This is a genomic window from Winogradskyella sp. A3E31 (genome assembly GCF_046720935.1).
Lineage (GTDB): Bacteria > Bacteroidota > Bacteroidia > Flavobacteriales > Flavobacteriaceae > Winogradskyella.
In genome coordinates this window covers 147,951-163,373 of the sequence record NZ_JBHNWH010000002.1, presented here as the reverse complement: position 1 = coordinate 163,373, position 15,423 = coordinate 147,951, and the positions used below count along the sequence as shown (strand labels likewise).

The window sequence follows — 15,423 nt, the reverse complement described above, 5'->3', positions numbered from 1 at the left end:
AACACCATTGAAAGATGTTTTTATGTTCGGGCTTTTGAAAATTAGGAAGTCATATTCAAAAGCAGCGTATAAGATGCGTTACCGAATTTTAGAGCTAACTTCCGTTAATTCTATAGCTGCCAGTCAGCATGTCTATGCCTTTGTGCCAACTACAAATGGCCAAATTCAGATATGATAACACTTTCTTTACCTTAATATCAAGGGTAGATTTTGTAACTTACATTTTTTGAATTTTAAGACAATTAACACACAATGAATACTAAATACGTTGATCTCATCGATCAATCATTTCACTTTCCTCAAGAAGAATTTAAACTTGAGGATAAAACGCTTCGTTTTCACAATATAGATTTGATGAAGCTCATTGAAGAGCACGGAGCCCCTTTAAAGTTTTCGTACTTACCACAAATATCTAATAACATTCAACGCGCCAAAAAATGGTTTGCTGATGCTTTTAAAAAGAACGATTACAAGGCCACTTATAACTATTGCTATTGTACAAAAAGTTCGCATTTTAAGCATGTGTTAGATGAGGCTTTAAAGAATAATATCCATATAGAAACCTCTTCAGCTTTTGATATTGATATCGTTCAAAACTTAAAGAAGGAAGGTAAAATAACCGACGATACTTATGTGTTAAGTAATGGGTTTAAGCGGGAACAATACATCACCAATATTGCTAATTTAATAAATAGCGGTCATAGAAATTGTATTCCGATTATTGATAATTACGAAGAATTAGACTTACTGTCCACTGAAATCAATACCACTTTTAATGTTGGAATAAGAATAGCCTCTGAAGAAGAGCCAAAATTTGAATTTTACACCTCAAGATTGGGAATTGGGTACAAAAACATTGTCCCATTTTATAAAAACCAGATTCAGGATAACGAGCAGGTAAATCTAAAAATGCTGCATTTTTTCATTAATACAGGTATTAGGGATAATGCGTATTACTGGAACGAATTGAACAAATGCTTAAAGGTATATACAAGCCTTAAGAAGATTTGTCCAACGCTTGATAGTTTAAATATAGGAGGAGGATTTCCTATTAAAAACTCATTGGGGTTTGAGTTCGATTATCAATACATGGTTGAAGAAATTGTATTTCAAATCAAGCAGGTCTGCGAAGAAGAAGGTGTAGATGTTCCGCATATTTTTACTGAATTTGGAAGTTTTACCGTCGGTGAAAGCGGAGGTGCTATTTACAAGGTGCTGTATCAAAAACAGCAAAACGACCGTGAGAAATGGAACATGATCAATTCGTCATTCATTACAACATTACCAGACACCTGGGCTATTAGTAAACGATTTATTATGCTGCCAATTAATCGCTGGCACGATAGTTATGAGCGTGTTCTTTTAGGTGGACTTACTTGTGATAGTGACGATTATTATAATAGCGAACAGCACGTTAATGCTATTTACTTGCCAAAGTACAGCAAGGAAAAACCGTTGTATATCGGCTTTTTTAATACAGGTGCTTATCAAGAAACAATAGGTGGTTTTGGTGGACTTCAGCATTGCTTAATTCCATCGCCAAAACACATTTTAATACAAAAGGAAAGTGATGGAGCCCTCACAACAAAAATTTTTAAAGAACAACAAAAAAGTGAAGACTTACTTAATATTTTAGGATATGAAAACTAAAACATATGCTGGCATATCAGATGAATATGCAAAATTAGAGACCTCAAAAATTGTATTTATTCCAGTGCCTTATGATGGCACAAGTACTTGGCAGAAAGGTGCTGATAAAGGCCCTGAGGCTTTTTTAGATGCTTCAGAAAATATGGAATTGTACGATATTGAAACTGAGTCGGAGGTGTATCAGCAAGGGGTTTATTTAGCTGATGCTGTAACTGAAAACAGTTCGCCAGAAGCTATGGTTGAGGCAGTACATGCGGCAACCAAGCGCTTTATAAAGAAGAACAAGTTTGTCACTATTTTTGGCGGTGAACATTCTATTTCAATTGGGACAATCAGAGCTTTTAATGACATGTTTCCTGATTTAACAGTACTTCAATTAGACGCGCATGCGGATTTAAGAAAGGAGTATGAAGGTTCTAAGTGTAATCATGCCTGTGCAGTTTATGAGGCTAGCCAAACCACCAATCTAATCCAAATAGGCATTCGTTCTATGGACGTTATTGAAACTACAGTGATGGATACTGAAAAAACCTACTTTGCTCACGATATGGCCATAGATGATAATTGGATGGACTCCGCCATTGATCAAATGACAGATAACGTCTTTATCACGATAGATTTAGATGTTTTTGACCCATCAATTATGCCAAGTACGGGTACACCAGAACCAGGTGGCTTGTTGTGGTATGAAACATTGGAATTTTTAAAGCAAGTATTTGAAGAAAAAAATGTCGTCGGTTTCGATATTGTAGAGTTGTGTCCTAATAAGCACGATAAATCTTCAGATTTCTTAGCTGCAAAATTATATTACAAAATGCTATCGTATAAATTTATAGATGAAGCTATTGATGATGATTTTGAAAGTAATTTCGATCAATCAAGCGGCTCTAAAAATTCAAAATATAACGAAGAAGATGACTACTAAAGGACAGATTTCACAATTTATAGAAAAATATTATTTACACTTTAATGCAGCGGCTTTGGTCGATGCAGCGAAAGGGTATGAGGAACAATTAAAGAATGGCGCAAAAATGTTGGTCTCTTTGGCTGGTGCTATGAGTACTGCCGAGTTAGGGAAGATTTTTGCTGAAATGATTCGCCAAGATAAAGTGCAAATTATTTCATGCACTGGGGCAAACTTAGAAGAGGACATCATGAATTTGGTAGCACATTCTCATTACAAGCGTGTGCCAAATTACCGTGACTTAACACCCCAAGAAGAATGGGATTTGTTAGAAAAAGGTTTAAACCGTGTTACAGATACTTGCATTCCCGAAGAAGAAGCCTTTAGACGTATCCAAGAACATATTGTAAAGATTTGGAAAGATGCAGAGGCTGCAGGAGAACGTTATTTACCACATGAGTATATGTACAAATTATTGTTATCAGGAGTTCTAGAGGAGTATTACGAAATTGATTTAAAAGACTCTTGGATGTATGCAGCAGCTGAAAAGAATTTACCAATAATTTGCCCAGGTTGGGAAGACTCAACCATGGGAAATATTTTTGCAAGCTATGTTCTTAAAGGTGAATTGAAAGCAAGCACCATGAAATCTGGTATTGAATACATGACCTTTTTAGCGGATTGGTACACTGATAATTCTGAAAATGGTATCGGATTTTTTCAAATCGGTGGAGGAATAGCTGGTGATTTCCCAATATGTGTGGTGCCTATGTTATATCAAGATATGGAGCGCACTGATACACCGTTTTGGAGTTATTTCTGTCAAATCAGTGATTCAACTACAAGCTATGGATCTTATTCAGGAGCAGTTCCAAATGAAAAAATAACCTGGGGAAAATTAGACATTAACACACCAAAATTCATTATTGAAAGCGATGCTACAATAGTAGCGCCACTTATTTTTGCTTATCTTTTAGATATGTAATTATGGAAGACCAAAAGATTGAAAATATTGAACTGAAATATCTCGGAGTTGATGACTTTCAGGAACTAAAAGAAGCTACGCTTCAGGTGTATGGAGGTATGAAAGATTCGGTCTGGAAAAAAAGTGAAATCAGAAGACTGACAACTATTTTTCCTAAAGGACAGGTCGTTATTAAAATTGATGGTGTTATCGCTGGTTGCGCTCTTTCCCTGATTGTAGATTATGATAAAATCGAAGATAATCATACCTATAATGATATTGTTGAAGGTGATAAATTCAAAAATCATAATCCTGAAGGCGATGTGCTTTATGGTATTGATGTTTTTATTAAACCAGAATATCGAGGTCTGCGTTTGGGACGTCGTTTATATGATTACAGAAAGGAACTTTGTGAAGAATTAAATTTAAAAGGAATTGTTTTTGGTGGCAGAATGCCAGGGTATCATACATATCAGAAGCAATTAACACCAAAAGAATATATTGAAAAAGTAAGGTTGAAGGAGATAAATGACCCTGTTCTTAATTTCCAGATTTCTAATGATTTTCATCCTTTGCGAATCATAAAGGGCTATCTCGAAGGAGATAAAGCATCCAATGAATACGCGGTTTTAATGGAGTGGGACAATATCTACTACACAAAACCAACCAAAAAAGCGAGCACAGTTAAAACGGTGGTTCGTTTGGGACTTATTCAGTGGCAAATGCGTCCTTATCCGAGTTTGGATGATATGATGCAGCAAGTAGAGTATTTTATTGATAGTGTCGCTGCTTATCGGTCAGATTTTGCTGTGATGCCAGAGTTTTTTAATGCGCCTTTAATGGCTGAGTTTAACCACATGCACGAACCTGATGCAATACGGCAATTGGCAAACTTTACCTCAGTAATTGTAGAGCGTATGCAACAATTGTCTATCTCATACAACATCAATATTATTACAGGTAGTATGCCAGAAGTTGTGGATGACAAACTGTACAATGTGGGTTATTTGTGTAGGAGGGATGGTAGTTTGGAGCGCTATGAAAAACTACATGTCACACCTGATGAAGAAAAAGTATGGGGTATGCAGCAAGGGAATCAACTCAAAACATTTGAAACCGACGCTGGTAGAATAGGGGTACTCATTTGTTATGATTCTGAGTTCCCGGAACTGTCTCGATTATTAGCAGAAGAAGGCATGGATATTTTGTTTATTCCTTTTTTGACCGATACACAAAATGGCTATTCGCGTGTTCGTTTATGTGCACAAGCCCGTGCTATAGAAAATGAGTGTTATGTCGCTATTGCTGGTAGCGTAGGTAATTTACCAAACGTAAATAATATGGATATTCAATTTGCGCAATCGGCTGTATTTACACCATGTGATTTTGCTTTTCCAAGTAATGGAATCAAGGCTGAGGCTACCACAAACTCTGAAATGATATTAGTCGCCGATGTAGATTTAAGCTTATTGAGAGAATTACATTCCTTTGGTGCAGTGAAAAATTTAAAAGACAGAAGAAAAGATTTTTACGATGTTATTCGTGTTGAATCACGATAAATAGTATTTTTAAAATATATTTAGTCTCAAAAACTACAACCTATTAATGAAACCAAAACAAGATAATTTAAAACGAGTCATTGTTGATTTTCAGAAATTAACCCCTGAAATATTAGCGCTTTTAGTGGAGAAATACCCTGATGGTTATGACGACGACCATATCATCTCTTTCAGAAATGCAAAGAATGAGTTAGTTGAAGCTGTTGAGGTGACTACTGAAGATACCAAGTATTTGGTGAAGGTGAGTACAAAGCTTGAAGTTACTATGGAAAATTATGATGAAGAGGATTATGAAGATTTTGAAGATGATGATCCAGATGCAGTTCAAGACCCAGAACTTATGGAGAATGATGAACTCGATGAAGACGAATAGCCTATAAGAATAGAAAAAATGTCTTGCACACGTGTATCCTACGTTCTGTAGTGTACTAAAAGCTTGGAGCTTGTTGTGGCCAAAAACCTCCAAACAAAATCGATTAACTCTAATTTAAATTTATTTTGTTATGAAGGCAAAATTTGTCGTGGCGATACTATTAATAATGATAGTCGCCAAAGTAAATGCTTCCCCAATTGTTCAATTAAAAAAACAAGAGACAACAAAAACTATAAAAGGGATTTTTGATGGTTATGATGAGGATGACGGTTATATTTTCTTAATTACGGATGAAGAAGATGGTAACGAAAAGTATATGTATTTCAATTATATCTCTGATGAAGCTTTAAAAGCAGTAAACCTACAATCAAAGGAATTTGAAGGTCAAAGCTTTGAGATTACGTTTAAAATAGAAGAACAAGTTGAAGTAGATGATGACGGTATGGAAGATACTTATGAAATCCTTACTATAACTGGGCTTAAAAAAGTATAAGCTAAAAGGAAAAGGTAATGTCATTCTGAACAAAGTGAAGAATCTCACTAAACTATTTTAGATTCTTCACTTTGTTCAGAATGACACTTATTTATATACTGACTTGATTTTTAAAAATCCTATTCCCAAAAAACACTTCCCAAATAAAAGCTGAAAACACGATAAGATACTCCAACCCAATAATCCAGAGGTTTTCACTATTGTTATCATTTGTGTAGGCTAAGTAGCTTAAAATTATAACTGCCGACCATACAAGTGGAAAGCGATAGTCAGTAAAAACACATAGTAATACTAATGTGGCAATATACCAAGGATGAACGGTTGTACTTAAAAAAAGATAAATGCATAAGACTAAAAGTATCGATGTTATTAACGATTTTAAGTCAGTATTCTTTCTTAAAAAAGAAAACCCTAGAATAAAAAGTATAGTAATTACAGGGAGTATTTTGCTAATGGTAGCAATTTCGTTATAGCCTGTAATGGAATACCCTATTTCTCTTGCGATATAGTAGATACTGGCATTAAACTCAAAATTACTAAACCAAAGACCTACAGTTTCAGAATAATTATTTACAAACTCAAGGGAGAAGAAAGGAACGAAAAGTAATAAAACAGTTCCAATTACAATAAAGTAAAACAAAGTCAGATTTTTAAGGCCTTGAGTTATATTTTCTTTCCTTAGAAACCACCAAAAAAAGAGTGGTAAAAACATTAAAGGAATTAACTTAACAGATACGGAGCACCCAAGAAGCACAGCAGCCCATTTCCATTTTCCTTTATGTAGTAAATACAAACTCCAAATCAAGAAAAATAGCATGACTCCTTCAAAATGTAGGTTCCCTGTTAATTCTATAATGATGAATGGGTTGAGCATATACCACCAAATTCTACTAGATGGCAATTTTAAATGTTCTAATAACTTTTTTCCAAAATAAAGGATTCCTATATCAGCCGAGATGATTATTAATCTCATCCCAATAACTGAGCTTAATATACTTTGTCCTGGAAATAGATTGCCTAAGTAAAAGCAAAGTTGATTTATTGGCGGGTAGTTAGTAAAATGTGATGAACTTAATGAGCCCATACCGTTGTAAAGTTCTACTTGATTTGGAAAGTTAGACATTATGCCCAATTCCATTCGGTAATCAGGTGTAGTTAAGTAAGGACTGAATCCTACTGAGAACATTTGCCCATCCCAAATAAAACGATAAAAATCTTGAGATAAGTTTGGTGTGGCAACCAAAAAAACTAGCCTAAAAAGTATTGAGGCTACAACAAGTAGTCTAAAGTTAAACCCCGTAGTTTTTATAAGTTGGAATGCAAAAACAAACAGACCAAAATAAAGCAGAAGCAGTTTTGTAATATCAGTACGAACCAAATCATAAGCAAAGCTACCATAAAACAATACACTCAACAAAATAAATAGTATCGGAACCTTATGATATTTAAAAAGAGTTGAGTTCAACAGCATGCTCAAAGATAGAATTATTTAAAAATGATTTTTATAAAAAAGAATTGTTACTTTTAAAGGTAAATTCCTCAGTTATGGGATATTCAATTTTTCATGATTTTGTCGTAAAAGACAGCTTACCTAACGTATACAATGCAATTTCACAACCAGACCATTTAGTAAATTGGTGGCCATTGAGGTGTACTGGCAAACTCAAGGTTGGTGAAACGTATAACTTCAACTTTACAGATGAATACAATTGGTTTGCGACAGTTAAAAGTTGCGAATTAAATGATCATATTCACTTTAAAATGACAAAGTCAGACCCAGATTGGGATCCTACGAGTTTTGGTTTTGATTTAGAAGAAAAAGATAATGGTGTATTGGTTAAATTTTGGCATAAGGACTGGCCAGAATGTAATGCCCATTACAAGCACTCCTCCTTTTGTTGGGCTTTACTGCTAAAAGGGTTGAAAGATTATCTTGAGAAGGGACTTATTATTCCTTTTGAAGAAAGATCCTAAACTTTAGAGCTTAAGGATTTAAAGAACACATACCCAAAACCGATGAATAACATAAGGTGAAAAGGAAACAACCCAAAATCACCCCCTTGGTCTCCTACGATAAAAGCACTGTATAACCCAAAGGCAAAATAAACCATTAAAAGCCCTTCAATAATAACATTTAAGGATAATTTTTTACGGAGGTATTTATTGCCTTTCCAGGAATCTTTCAATGATGAAATATTAAATTTAGGGGTTCTAACAAACTCACTGCGTTTACCGATATGACCTTCTATAACAGCGATGGAGTTATGTAATGAAAAGCCCATGGCTATTGAAAAAAAAGTAAAAAACATGGCGATGTAACTGAAGAATTTTTTAAACCCTCCACCATAAATATTACGATACATAAACCAATAGCAGACAAAGAAAATGATGGTACTTAATACAAAGAAACTCATAAAGTAAAAGTACATTCTTAGGTGAGCATATTCGTTCTTAATGTAAAGCATTGGTATGCTTAAAACGGCAACAGTAAAAATGCTTAAAAACATGGTGCTATTTAAGAGATGCAAAAGACCATGAATTTTAGTTTTAAAAGAAATGTTGTCTGACTTTACAACTCGCCACAACATTTTTCTGAAATTCTCAGCACCCCCTTTGTTCCATCGAAATTGCTGAGAACGTGCTGCACTGATAACAACTGGTAATTCTGCTGGTGTTTCAACATCCTCAAGATATTTAAACTCCCAGTTTTTGAGTTGAGCACGGTAACTTAAATCTAAATCTTCTGTAAGTGTATCTCCCTCCCAGTTACCAGCATCGAGAATACAGGTCTTCCTCCAAACTCCAGCTGTACCATTAAAGTTTATAAAATGACCTTTACTGTTTCTTCCTACTTGTTCTAGCGTGAAATGCGCATCTAAAGCAAAAGCTTGAATACGCGTCAATAAAGAATAATTCCTGTTGATATGCCCCCAGCGGGTTTGAACGACACCTATTTTTTCATTCTTAAAATAAGGGATGGTGCGCTTTAACCAGTTTGGTTTTGGCAAAAAGTCGGCATCAAAAATGGCAATAAATTCGCCTTTGGCAATTTTTAGCCCTTCCTTTAATGCACCAGCTTTAAAACCACTACGGTCTGTTCTGGTAATATGATGTATATCTAAGCCTTTTTCTTTGAGTTCCTCTACATGTTTTCTCGTGGTTTCAACAGTTTCGTCCGTTGAATCGTCTAATACCTGTATTTCTAGTTTGTCTTTTGGATAATCTAATAGAGAGATATTGTCCAAAAGCCGATCCATAACATACATCTCGTTAAAAACCGGTAGCTGAATGGTCACAAAAGGAATTTCATCTGGATTGGAAAAATCAAATGTTTCACAATCCTCCTGTTTTTTTTGAGCCCCTAAATAATTGAATAATAAGTTTAACTGCGCTAATGCATAAAAGAATATAAGCACTATCGCAATTGTGTAAACGGTAATAATGATTGATTCGAGAATCATTTTTTAAAGCTATATTTAAAAATCCACGTCAGGATTTTAACGCCTGCAAAGATAGCTCCTTTTATCGTTCCTGAAACTTTTGAGACACCAATTCTATTACGATAAGGTACTAAAACTTCTGTATAGGTCATTTTATGCTTTAAAACCTTAAGTTGCATCTCTACAGTCCAACCGTAGGTTTTATCTTCCATGTTCAGTTCTAAAAGTTTAGAGTATTTGATAGCTCTAAAAGGTCCTAAATCAGTAAATGAAGATTTAAATATAAGTTTCATTAAATTGGTAGCCAGCCAATTGCCAAATATTTGTGGGGAGGTCATTGCGCCTTTTTCTCGCAATATTTCAGCTCTTGCACCTACAACAAAATCAATGTTATTTTCAATAATCGGAGTTATAATCTTGGTAAGATATTCGGGATAATCGCTATAATCTCCGTCTAAAAAGACAACTATATCTGGTTTTGTTTTTAGTTGAGAAATGTAATCCAGTCCTTTTAAACAGGCGTTCCCGTAACCTGATTTAGGTTCTGAAAGAACGGTTGCTCCGGCATTTTTTGCGTTAATTTCGGTTTTGTCAGTGGAATTATTGCTAACAACGATGATTTCATCCACACTATTTGGAATGTCGTTAATGACTAATGCAATAGAATCTGCTTCGTTATATGCCGGGATAATGACTTTAATATTGGTCATTGTAGGTCTCTTAAATTATTCTCCTTTTTAAAATCCCTAAAATTAGTCCATTCTTTAATGCGTTTACCTTCAGAATATTTTACTGCTGACACTAATTTTTCATTTTCATACATTAAGCAATACCCATTTTTTTGATTGTCTTGCAGTTGGCACTTATGGTTGATTTTTTCATTGTCATCATAAAAAAGCCACCACATGTGTTTTTTACCATGGTTAAAATGCCCTTCACTTTCTAAGGTACCATCTTCACGATAAAACCTCCAATATTTTGTTTTTTTATCATTGATATAATGACCTGCACTTTTAATTTCTCCATTGCTATGGTAGTATTTCCAATAATTAACTTTTTGATTGTTATTTAACCAGCCTTCAGAAGACAAATGACCATTTTCAAAGTAGCTTTTATGATAGGTTTCTTGAGCAGTACTAAACTGAAAGAGAAAACATAGAACAAGTAAAAGGCGCATTATTTCTGATTTACCAATGCCATTAAGTCAACATCGTTACCTAATAAGATGTCGTTAGAATTGATGCGACCTTTCAAAGAATCGTTTTCTAATTTAAGAACTCCACGAGGACAAACAGCTGAACAAATGCCACATCCCACACAGCTAGAGCGTACAATATTTTCTCCTTTCTGGGCATAAGCACGGACGTCAATTCCCATTTCGCAATAGGTAGAGCAGTTTCCACAAGAGATGCATTGTCCGCCATTTGTTGTAATTCTGAATTTTGAAAATAATCGCTGTTGAAAACCTAAGATTGCAGCCATTGGACAACCGAATCGACACCAAACTCTATTACCAAAAATAGGATAGAAGCCTGTGCCAATAACACCAGAAAAGATAGCTCCAATTAAAAAGCCATACGATTGTCTAAGTGGTTCAGGTTTAAATAAAAATAATTCTGATCCATTAAAATAGTGTAAGCCTATCAGTGCTATAATGATTACAAAATAACCAATAGCCCCGTATTTAGCATCTTTGGCTAATTGTGCTCTTTTAAAAATCATTGTTAAAGCAAAAACCAGGGTCAATAAAGTCGCAACACCAATTAAAAAAGTGTTTTTAGTCAACCAGTATTTACTACTATCATTTCCTAAATAGGAATAGATTACGGCTGTTGTCATAAGCACAACAAATACAACCACGCTATGCACTACCCAGCGCTCAATCTTCCAAGCGAATTGTCTTTTATCACTTAAATGGCGGAAGGAATCCCCTGAGGTTTCTGCCAAGCCACCACAACCGCACACCCAGGAACAGTACCAGCGTTTTCCATATTTGAAGGTTAAAATTGGTGTGATTACGAAAATGGACAAGATCCCGAATATCAGTAATGCTAACCCAATATCCCCAGCGTCGATAAAGGCATCAACTCTATATTTTTCAAAGTTATAATAGTTGAGAGGCCAGATGTTTTTTAAATCATAATAGGGTAAACTAAACGATTCTGAATTTAACCTTGCCATAAACTCTGGAATTAAAAAGGCAAACGCCAACTGAAAGAACATGACTGAATAGGTACGTAAACGTTCGTATCGGTTATGACGGTATTTCAATAAGAACTTATAACCGAAAACTAAAATGGCTACAGTATAAAGTGTTCCATAAACAAACCATTGGCTGGCTTTTCCGCCGTTGAGTACATAGCTTAATGGATCAAAAAGAGCAACTAAACCTGTGTTTTCAGCTCCGCTTTTACCCAAACCTAACCAAGTAGCTTTAAAATAAAGTACAATGTAAAATCCGGTTAGAGCAATGCCTGTTATCCATGCCCAAAGCCCTCTTGAAGAAATGGATTTAAACATTACCCCATCGTTTTTAATACCAGGATGTTTGCCGAGATACAAGTCATTTGTAAATAAAATCGCACCAAGACTTATCATAATTAAGGATGCAGTCAGGAATATAGGCTTGTTAGGAAAGTTGACGTTGAATGCTGCTAACAAAAGAATAATGAGCCCAATCACTCCAATTGCAGTTGAGATTTTCTGCTTAACAGAAAGATCAAATGCCTCAGGTTTTGTAATGGACATACTTGGTTTCGGTGAATTCATCATTAAACGGTTTATGGTTTATTTTGGGCGCTGAGGTTCTCGAAGCGCTGTTTTATGTTTTAATGAGGTGACTTCGAGAGCCTCAGTCACCATTGTTATGCTTATAATTTTGTAGCTAACGATTCTTGATTATATTTAGATAGGATTTCGGTCTCGTAATGACTATAAAATTCTGGGTCAAAATTAGCCTTGGATAAGTTGTTAATTACATAATCAACGTCACGTTCTTCGGTCAACCATTGGTCAAAAGTTTCGTGCTTCATTCTAATACCAAAAGTATTGATGCCCAAAAACGTATTAGTATCCCTGTGGTAAGCTATAGTAATACACTTTGTGTCGTCTTCGTGCTTCCAATGAAAATGAAGCTCTTCATCTTTTTTGTTTTCTTCACTAAACACCCAACCGTAGGTTTGGTATTCTATATCCATAAATTTAGCTGAGTTAAACCAATGGCCAGGGTTGTATTTAATTTTATTGCCACAGATTGTTTGTGCTAAAGCTTCCCCCATCATACGACCTGTGTACCACACGGCTTCTATAGGTCTTCTGTTTCCGATAGCCTCGCGTTGCTCTGCACAATCACCAATAGCATAGATGTCTTTAATATTGGTTTCTAGGTAACGATTGACTTTTACTCCTCGGCCTGTTTCAATTTTAGAGTCTTTAAGGAAATCAATATTTGGGGATACTCCAGCCGTTAACCCAACAACGTCACAGTCAATTTCCTCACCAGTTTCTTCTATAATTATAGATTTAACTTTCCCATTATCGTCTGCTTTTATTTCTTTGAGATTTTTTGAAAGCCTTAAATCAATATGATGATTTTTAATATGACGGTTTATCATTTCACTTTCGCCTTTTGGTAAAACACCATTCCAAAAACTACGCTCTCGTACTAAAAAGGTAACTGGGATTTTTCTGCTGTTTAGCATTTCCGCCAACTCAATACCTATAAGACCGCCACCAACAATCACTGCACGTTTACATACTTTGTTATTTGGCGCGTAGTGTTCAAGATTGTCTAAATCTTGTTTGTGGTACATGCCCATTACTCCGTCTAAATCTTGGCCTGGCCATCCGAATTTATTAGGTTTACTACCAGTGGCAATGACTAATTTGTCGTAAGTCATTTGGTCACCTTCTGCAAAATGCAGTGTTTTATTTTCAGTGTCAACCTGCTTTACATACCCATTTTTGAGATTAATTCTATTCTTCTTCCAAAACCAATCTTCATAGGGTTTGGTGTGTTCAAATGTCATATGACCCATATAGATATACATAATAGCTGTACGCGAAAAGAAATAGTCCGTTTCGGCTGAAACTATAGTGATTTTTTTATCCGATAATTTTCTGATATGCCTGGCTAATGTAACCCCAGAAATACCATTGCCGATAATTACGATGTGCTCCATGTATATGATTGTTAGTTATACGGTAAGTCGCAATTAAAGGTAATAACTTATGTTGTCTTTTCAATTTAGAAAGAATTTAAATTAAAAATAGGTGTAAGGTTTTTGGGTGATATAAGACGTTCAGATTCTTTAAAAATCTTGTAAGATGCATAGAATGCTAGCGACTGAATTGACCTCACACAGTTTAATGTTTTAAGCAATTATGAAAAACTACCTTTTAATATGTACTCTTTTTATGTCAGTAATGACTACCGCTCAAGATTTGAAAACATTTTTTGAGAAAACAGATAACTTCATGGAGAAACATGTAAGAAACGGAAAAGTAGCTTATTCAGAAATACATGATAATCCATCAGAATTACAAAAAATTTTAGCTTTAGCTGAGGAAATTGAAGTTGACAAATCTGATGCCAATACATATAAAGCATTTTGGATCAATGCCTACAACCTTTTAACTATTAAAGGAATTATTGATAATCACCCAGTAAAATCTCCTCTTGATGTTTCAGGCTTTTTTGATAAAATTCAATATAAGGTTGGTGGAACATCCATAACACTCAATAGTATAGAAAATGATTTGTTACGAGGTAATTTTGAAGATCCTAGATTTCATTTTGTCTTGGTATGTGGAGCAGTTGGTTGCCCACCAATAATCGATTCTGCATACAAACCAAACACCTTAGACGCTCAATTAGATAAACAAACAAAATTGGCCATCAATGGCAATTTCATTAAGGTCAATCACAAAAAGAAAAGAGTAGAGGCTTCAGAAATTATGAAATGGTATAACGAAGATTTTATCCTTAGTGGTCAATCTGAAATCGATTTTATAAACACTTACCGCACTGAAAAAATTCCGAATGATTACAAATTAACCTACTACCCTTATAACTGGAATTTAAACAAACAGTAACCAAAGCATTAAATAAGCCGCTCACTGAATTGGGCAATATATTATGAAAAAGACACTACTAACCATAACCATTTTAGCACTAACATTTGTTGGGTATTCCCAGAATGACGCCCAAGTACAGAAATCGGTAATCCAAGAATATACACCTTCAAAATTATTGAATAAAGGTCAGTGGGATATTAAATGGTTCAATAACCTTTATACCCAAACAGAAAGTACCTTTAGCGAAGGCACAGAGTCTCGAGAGACCTTTTTCACCTCTACGGTAGATGTGTTTACAGGGGTTTCAGAAAGTAGTCGATTTAATATTGGATTGTTGTTAGAATTTAGGTCTAACGTTGTTGCAGATAGAGATGCTTTGGATGTTTTTTCTTTTGATGGAGAATCTGGTACAGCACGCTCTGGTTTTACATCTTTTGCACCAGCCGTAAAATTTAACCCACTTAAAAATGTGTCTAATTTTACAATTCAAACAGCCTTTCATATTCCATTAATTGATAATGAAGTTGAAGATGGTGTGTTTCTAGATCAGAAAGGTTTTATTTTTCAAAATCGTTTCTTCTATGATTACACATTTCCTTCTGGTGATTGGCAAATTTTTACGGAATTAAATACAGAATATAGCTTTGGAAAAAATGAAGACAGTTTTGCTAATGACAGTTTAAACCTCACGCCAGGTGTGTTTTTGAGTTATTTTCCAAGTTCAAAATTTACAATTTTAGCCTTGGCGCAACACTCGCAACGACTTGACTTTGGAAATAATTTTGAACAAGATTTTACAGCCTTAGGCGGTGGACTAAAATATCAGTTAACCGATGTTTTAAATATTGAAACCTTATACACCAACTTTGTGAGAGGTAACAACACTGGGTTAGGTGAAACTTTTAACTTAGGATTAAGAGTGTTGTTTTAGGGAATAGCTTTAAATTAGAAGCTTAAAATCCAA

At 34.9% G+C, this 15,423-nt stretch carries 15 protein-coding genes; 9 read left to right on the top strand and 6 right to left on the bottom strand.

Annotation, left to right across the window (positions count from 1 at the left end; genetic code table 11):
* Nucleotides 1-252: 252 nt before the first annotated feature.
* From ACFEMA_RS03280 to ACFEMA_RS03255, 6 genes are all read left to right on the top strand, one after another.
* Entirely contained in the window at nucleotides 253-1,650 is a 1,398-nt protein-coding gene (locus ACFEMA_RS03280; RefSeq protein WP_411766573.1) for an arginine decarboxylase, read from the top strand.
* Nucleotides 1,640-2,575: an agmatinase gene (speB, locus tag ACFEMA_RS03275; RefSeq protein ID WP_411766572.1), complete on the top strand. Its 936-nt coding sequence runs from the start codon at nucleotides 1,640-1,642 to the stop codon at nucleotides 2,573-2,575. The genes ACFEMA_RS03280 and speB overlap by 11 nt, the downstream gene beginning before the upstream one ends.
* The gene (locus ACFEMA_RS03270; protein WP_411766571.1) at nucleotides 2,565-3,539 is read left to right on the top strand and encodes a deoxyhypusine synthase family protein; all 975 of its coding nucleotides are present in this window, start codon (nucleotides 2,565-2,567) and stop codon (nucleotides 3,537-3,539) included. The genes speB and ACFEMA_RS03270 overlap by 11 nt, the downstream gene beginning before the upstream one ends.
* A 2-nt stretch (nucleotides 3,540-3,541) precedes the next feature.
* Complete coding sequence (locus tag ACFEMA_RS03265) at nucleotides 3,542-5,077, top strand: bifunctional GNAT family N-acetyltransferase/carbon-nitrogen hydrolase family protein (protein ID WP_411766570.1); 1,536 nt, start codon at nucleotides 3,542-3,544, stop codon at nucleotides 5,075-5,077.
* A 46-nt stretch (nucleotides 5,078-5,123) separates the two neighbouring features.
* Entirely contained in the window at nucleotides 5,124-5,450 is a 327-nt protein-coding gene (locus ACFEMA_RS03260; protein WP_411766569.1) for a hypothetical protein, read from the top strand.
* 130 nt (nucleotides 5,451-5,580) lie between these two features.
* Nucleotides 5,581-5,943, top strand: coding sequence for a hypothetical protein (locus tag ACFEMA_RS03255; RefSeq protein WP_411766568.1), 363 nt, complete (start codon nucleotides 5,581-5,583; stop codon nucleotides 5,941-5,943).
* Between the two features lie 91 nt (nucleotides 5,944-6,034).
* On the opposite strand, the gene ACFEMA_RS03250 is transcribed toward ACFEMA_RS03255, so the two are convergent.
* On the bottom strand, nucleotides 6,035-7,414 hold the full coding sequence (locus tag ACFEMA_RS03250; protein WP_411766567.1) for a glycosyltransferase 87 family protein: 1,380 nt from the start codon (nucleotides 7,412-7,414) through the stop codon (nucleotides 6,035-6,037).
* 74 nt (nucleotides 7,415-7,488) lie between these two features.
* Between ACFEMA_RS03250 and ACFEMA_RS03245 the strand changes: the two genes are divergently transcribed.
* Complete coding sequence (locus ACFEMA_RS03245) at nucleotides 7,489-7,917, top strand: SRPBCC family protein (protein WP_411766566.1); 429 nt, start codon at nucleotides 7,489-7,491, stop codon at nucleotides 7,915-7,917.
* Here ACFEMA_RS03245 and ACFEMA_RS03240 read toward each other — a convergent pair.
* The 5 genes from ACFEMA_RS03240 to ACFEMA_RS03220 all read right to left on the bottom strand — a co-directional run bounded on the left by ACFEMA_RS03240 (nucleotide 7,914) and on the right by ACFEMA_RS03220 (nucleotide 13,564).
* Nucleotides 7,914-9,404: a cellulose synthase family protein gene (locus ACFEMA_RS03240; RefSeq protein ID WP_411766565.1), complete on the bottom strand. Its 1,491-nt coding sequence runs from the start codon at nucleotides 9,402-9,404 to the stop codon at nucleotides 7,914-7,916. The genes ACFEMA_RS03245 and ACFEMA_RS03240 overlap by 4 nt on opposite strands.
* Complete coding sequence (locus ACFEMA_RS03235) at nucleotides 9,401-10,093, bottom strand: glycosyltransferase family 2 protein (RefSeq protein ID WP_411766564.1); 693 nt, start codon at nucleotides 10,091-10,093, stop codon at nucleotides 9,401-9,403. The genes ACFEMA_RS03240 and ACFEMA_RS03235 overlap by 4 nt, the downstream gene beginning before the upstream one ends.
* Nucleotides 10,090-10,560 (bottom strand): toxin-antitoxin system YwqK family antitoxin, encoded by a 471-nt coding sequence (locus ACFEMA_RS03230; RefSeq protein WP_411766563.1) that lies wholly within the window; start codon nucleotides 10,558-10,560, stop codon nucleotides 10,090-10,092. The genes ACFEMA_RS03235 and ACFEMA_RS03230 overlap by 4 nt, the downstream gene beginning before the upstream one ends.
* Entirely contained in the window at nucleotides 10,560-12,131 is a 1,572-nt protein-coding gene (locus ACFEMA_RS03225; protein ID WP_411766562.1) for a 4Fe-4S binding protein, read from the bottom strand. Before ACFEMA_RS03225 ends, ACFEMA_RS03230 begins: the two co-directional genes overlap by 1 nt.
* A 122-nt stretch (nucleotides 12,132-12,253) precedes the next feature.
* Entirely contained in the window at nucleotides 12,254-13,564 is a 1,311-nt protein-coding gene (locus ACFEMA_RS03220; RefSeq protein WP_411766561.1) for an NAD(P)/FAD-dependent oxidoreductase, read from the bottom strand.
* A gap of 295 nt (nucleotides 13,565-13,859) precedes the next feature.
* Here ACFEMA_RS03220 and ACFEMA_RS03215 point away from each other — a divergent pair, with 295 nt between their 5' ends.
* The gene (locus ACFEMA_RS03215) at nucleotides 13,860-14,477 is read left to right on the top strand and encodes a DUF547 domain-containing protein (protein ID WP_411766560.1); all 618 of its coding nucleotides are present in this window, start codon (nucleotides 13,860-13,862) and stop codon (nucleotides 14,475-14,477) included.
* A gap of 43 nt (nucleotides 14,478-14,520) precedes the next feature.
* Nucleotides 14,521-15,390, top strand: coding sequence for a hypothetical protein (locus tag ACFEMA_RS03210; RefSeq protein ID WP_411766559.1), 870 nt, complete (start codon nucleotides 14,521-14,523; stop codon nucleotides 15,388-15,390).
* Nucleotides 15,391-15,423 lie beyond the last annotated feature (33 nt).

Excerpts from the sequence above, each read along its gene's own strand:
- ACFEMA_RS03235 (WP_411766564.1), bottom strand. The coding sequence starts at position 10,093 with ATGACCAATATTAAAGTCATTATCCCGGCATATAACGAAGCAGATTCT.
- ACFEMA_RS03265 (WP_411766570.1), top strand. The coding sequence starts at position 3,542 with ATGGAAGACCAAAAGATTGAAAATATTGAACTGAAATATCTCGGAGTT.
- ACFEMA_RS03225 (WP_411766562.1), bottom strand. The coding sequence starts at position 12,131 with ATGTCCATTACAAAACCTGAGGCATTTGATCTTTCTGTTAAGCAGAAA.
- ACFEMA_RS03230 (WP_411766563.1), bottom strand. The coding sequence starts at position 10,560 with ATGCGCCTTTTACTTGTTCTATGTTTTCTCTTTCAGTTTAGTACTGCT.
- ACFEMA_RS03240 (WP_411766565.1), bottom strand. The coding sequence starts at position 9,404 with ATGATTCTCGAATCAATCATTATTACCGTTTACACAATTGCGATAGTG.
- ACFEMA_RS03210 (WP_411766559.1), top strand. The coding sequence starts at position 14,521 with ATGAAAAAGACACTACTAACCATAACCATTTTAGCACTAACATTTGTT.
- ACFEMA_RS03250 (WP_411766567.1), bottom strand. The coding sequence starts at position 7,414 with ATGCTGTTGAACTCAACTCTTTTTAAATATCATAAGGTTCCGATACTA.
- ACFEMA_RS03260 (WP_411766569.1), top strand. The coding sequence starts at position 5,124 with ATGAAACCAAAACAAGATAATTTAAAACGAGTCATTGTTGATTTTCAG.
- ACFEMA_RS03220 (WP_411766561.1), bottom strand. The coding sequence starts at position 13,564 with ATGGAGCACATCGTAATTATCGGCAATGGTATTTCTGGGGTTACATTA.
- ACFEMA_RS03280 (WP_411766573.1), top strand. The coding sequence starts at position 253 with ATGAATACTAAATACGTTGATCTCATCGATCAATCATTTCACTTTCCT.
- ACFEMA_RS03215 (WP_411766560.1), top strand. The coding sequence starts at position 13,860 with ATGGAGAAACATGTAAGAAACGGAAAAGTAGCTTATTCAGAAATACAT.
- ACFEMA_RS03245 (WP_411766566.1), top strand. The coding sequence starts at position 7,489 with ATGGGATATTCAATTTTTCATGATTTTGTCGTAAAAGACAGCTTACCT.
- speB (WP_411766572.1), top strand. The coding sequence starts at position 1,640 with ATGAAAACTAAAACATATGCTGGCATATCAGATGAATATGCAAAATTA.
- ACFEMA_RS03270 (WP_411766571.1), top strand. The coding sequence starts at position 2,565 with ATGACTACTAAAGGACAGATTTCACAATTTATAGAAAAATATTATTTA.
- ACFEMA_RS03255 (WP_411766568.1), top strand. The coding sequence starts at position 5,581 with ATGAAGGCAAAATTTGTCGTGGCGATACTATTAATAATGATAGTCGCC.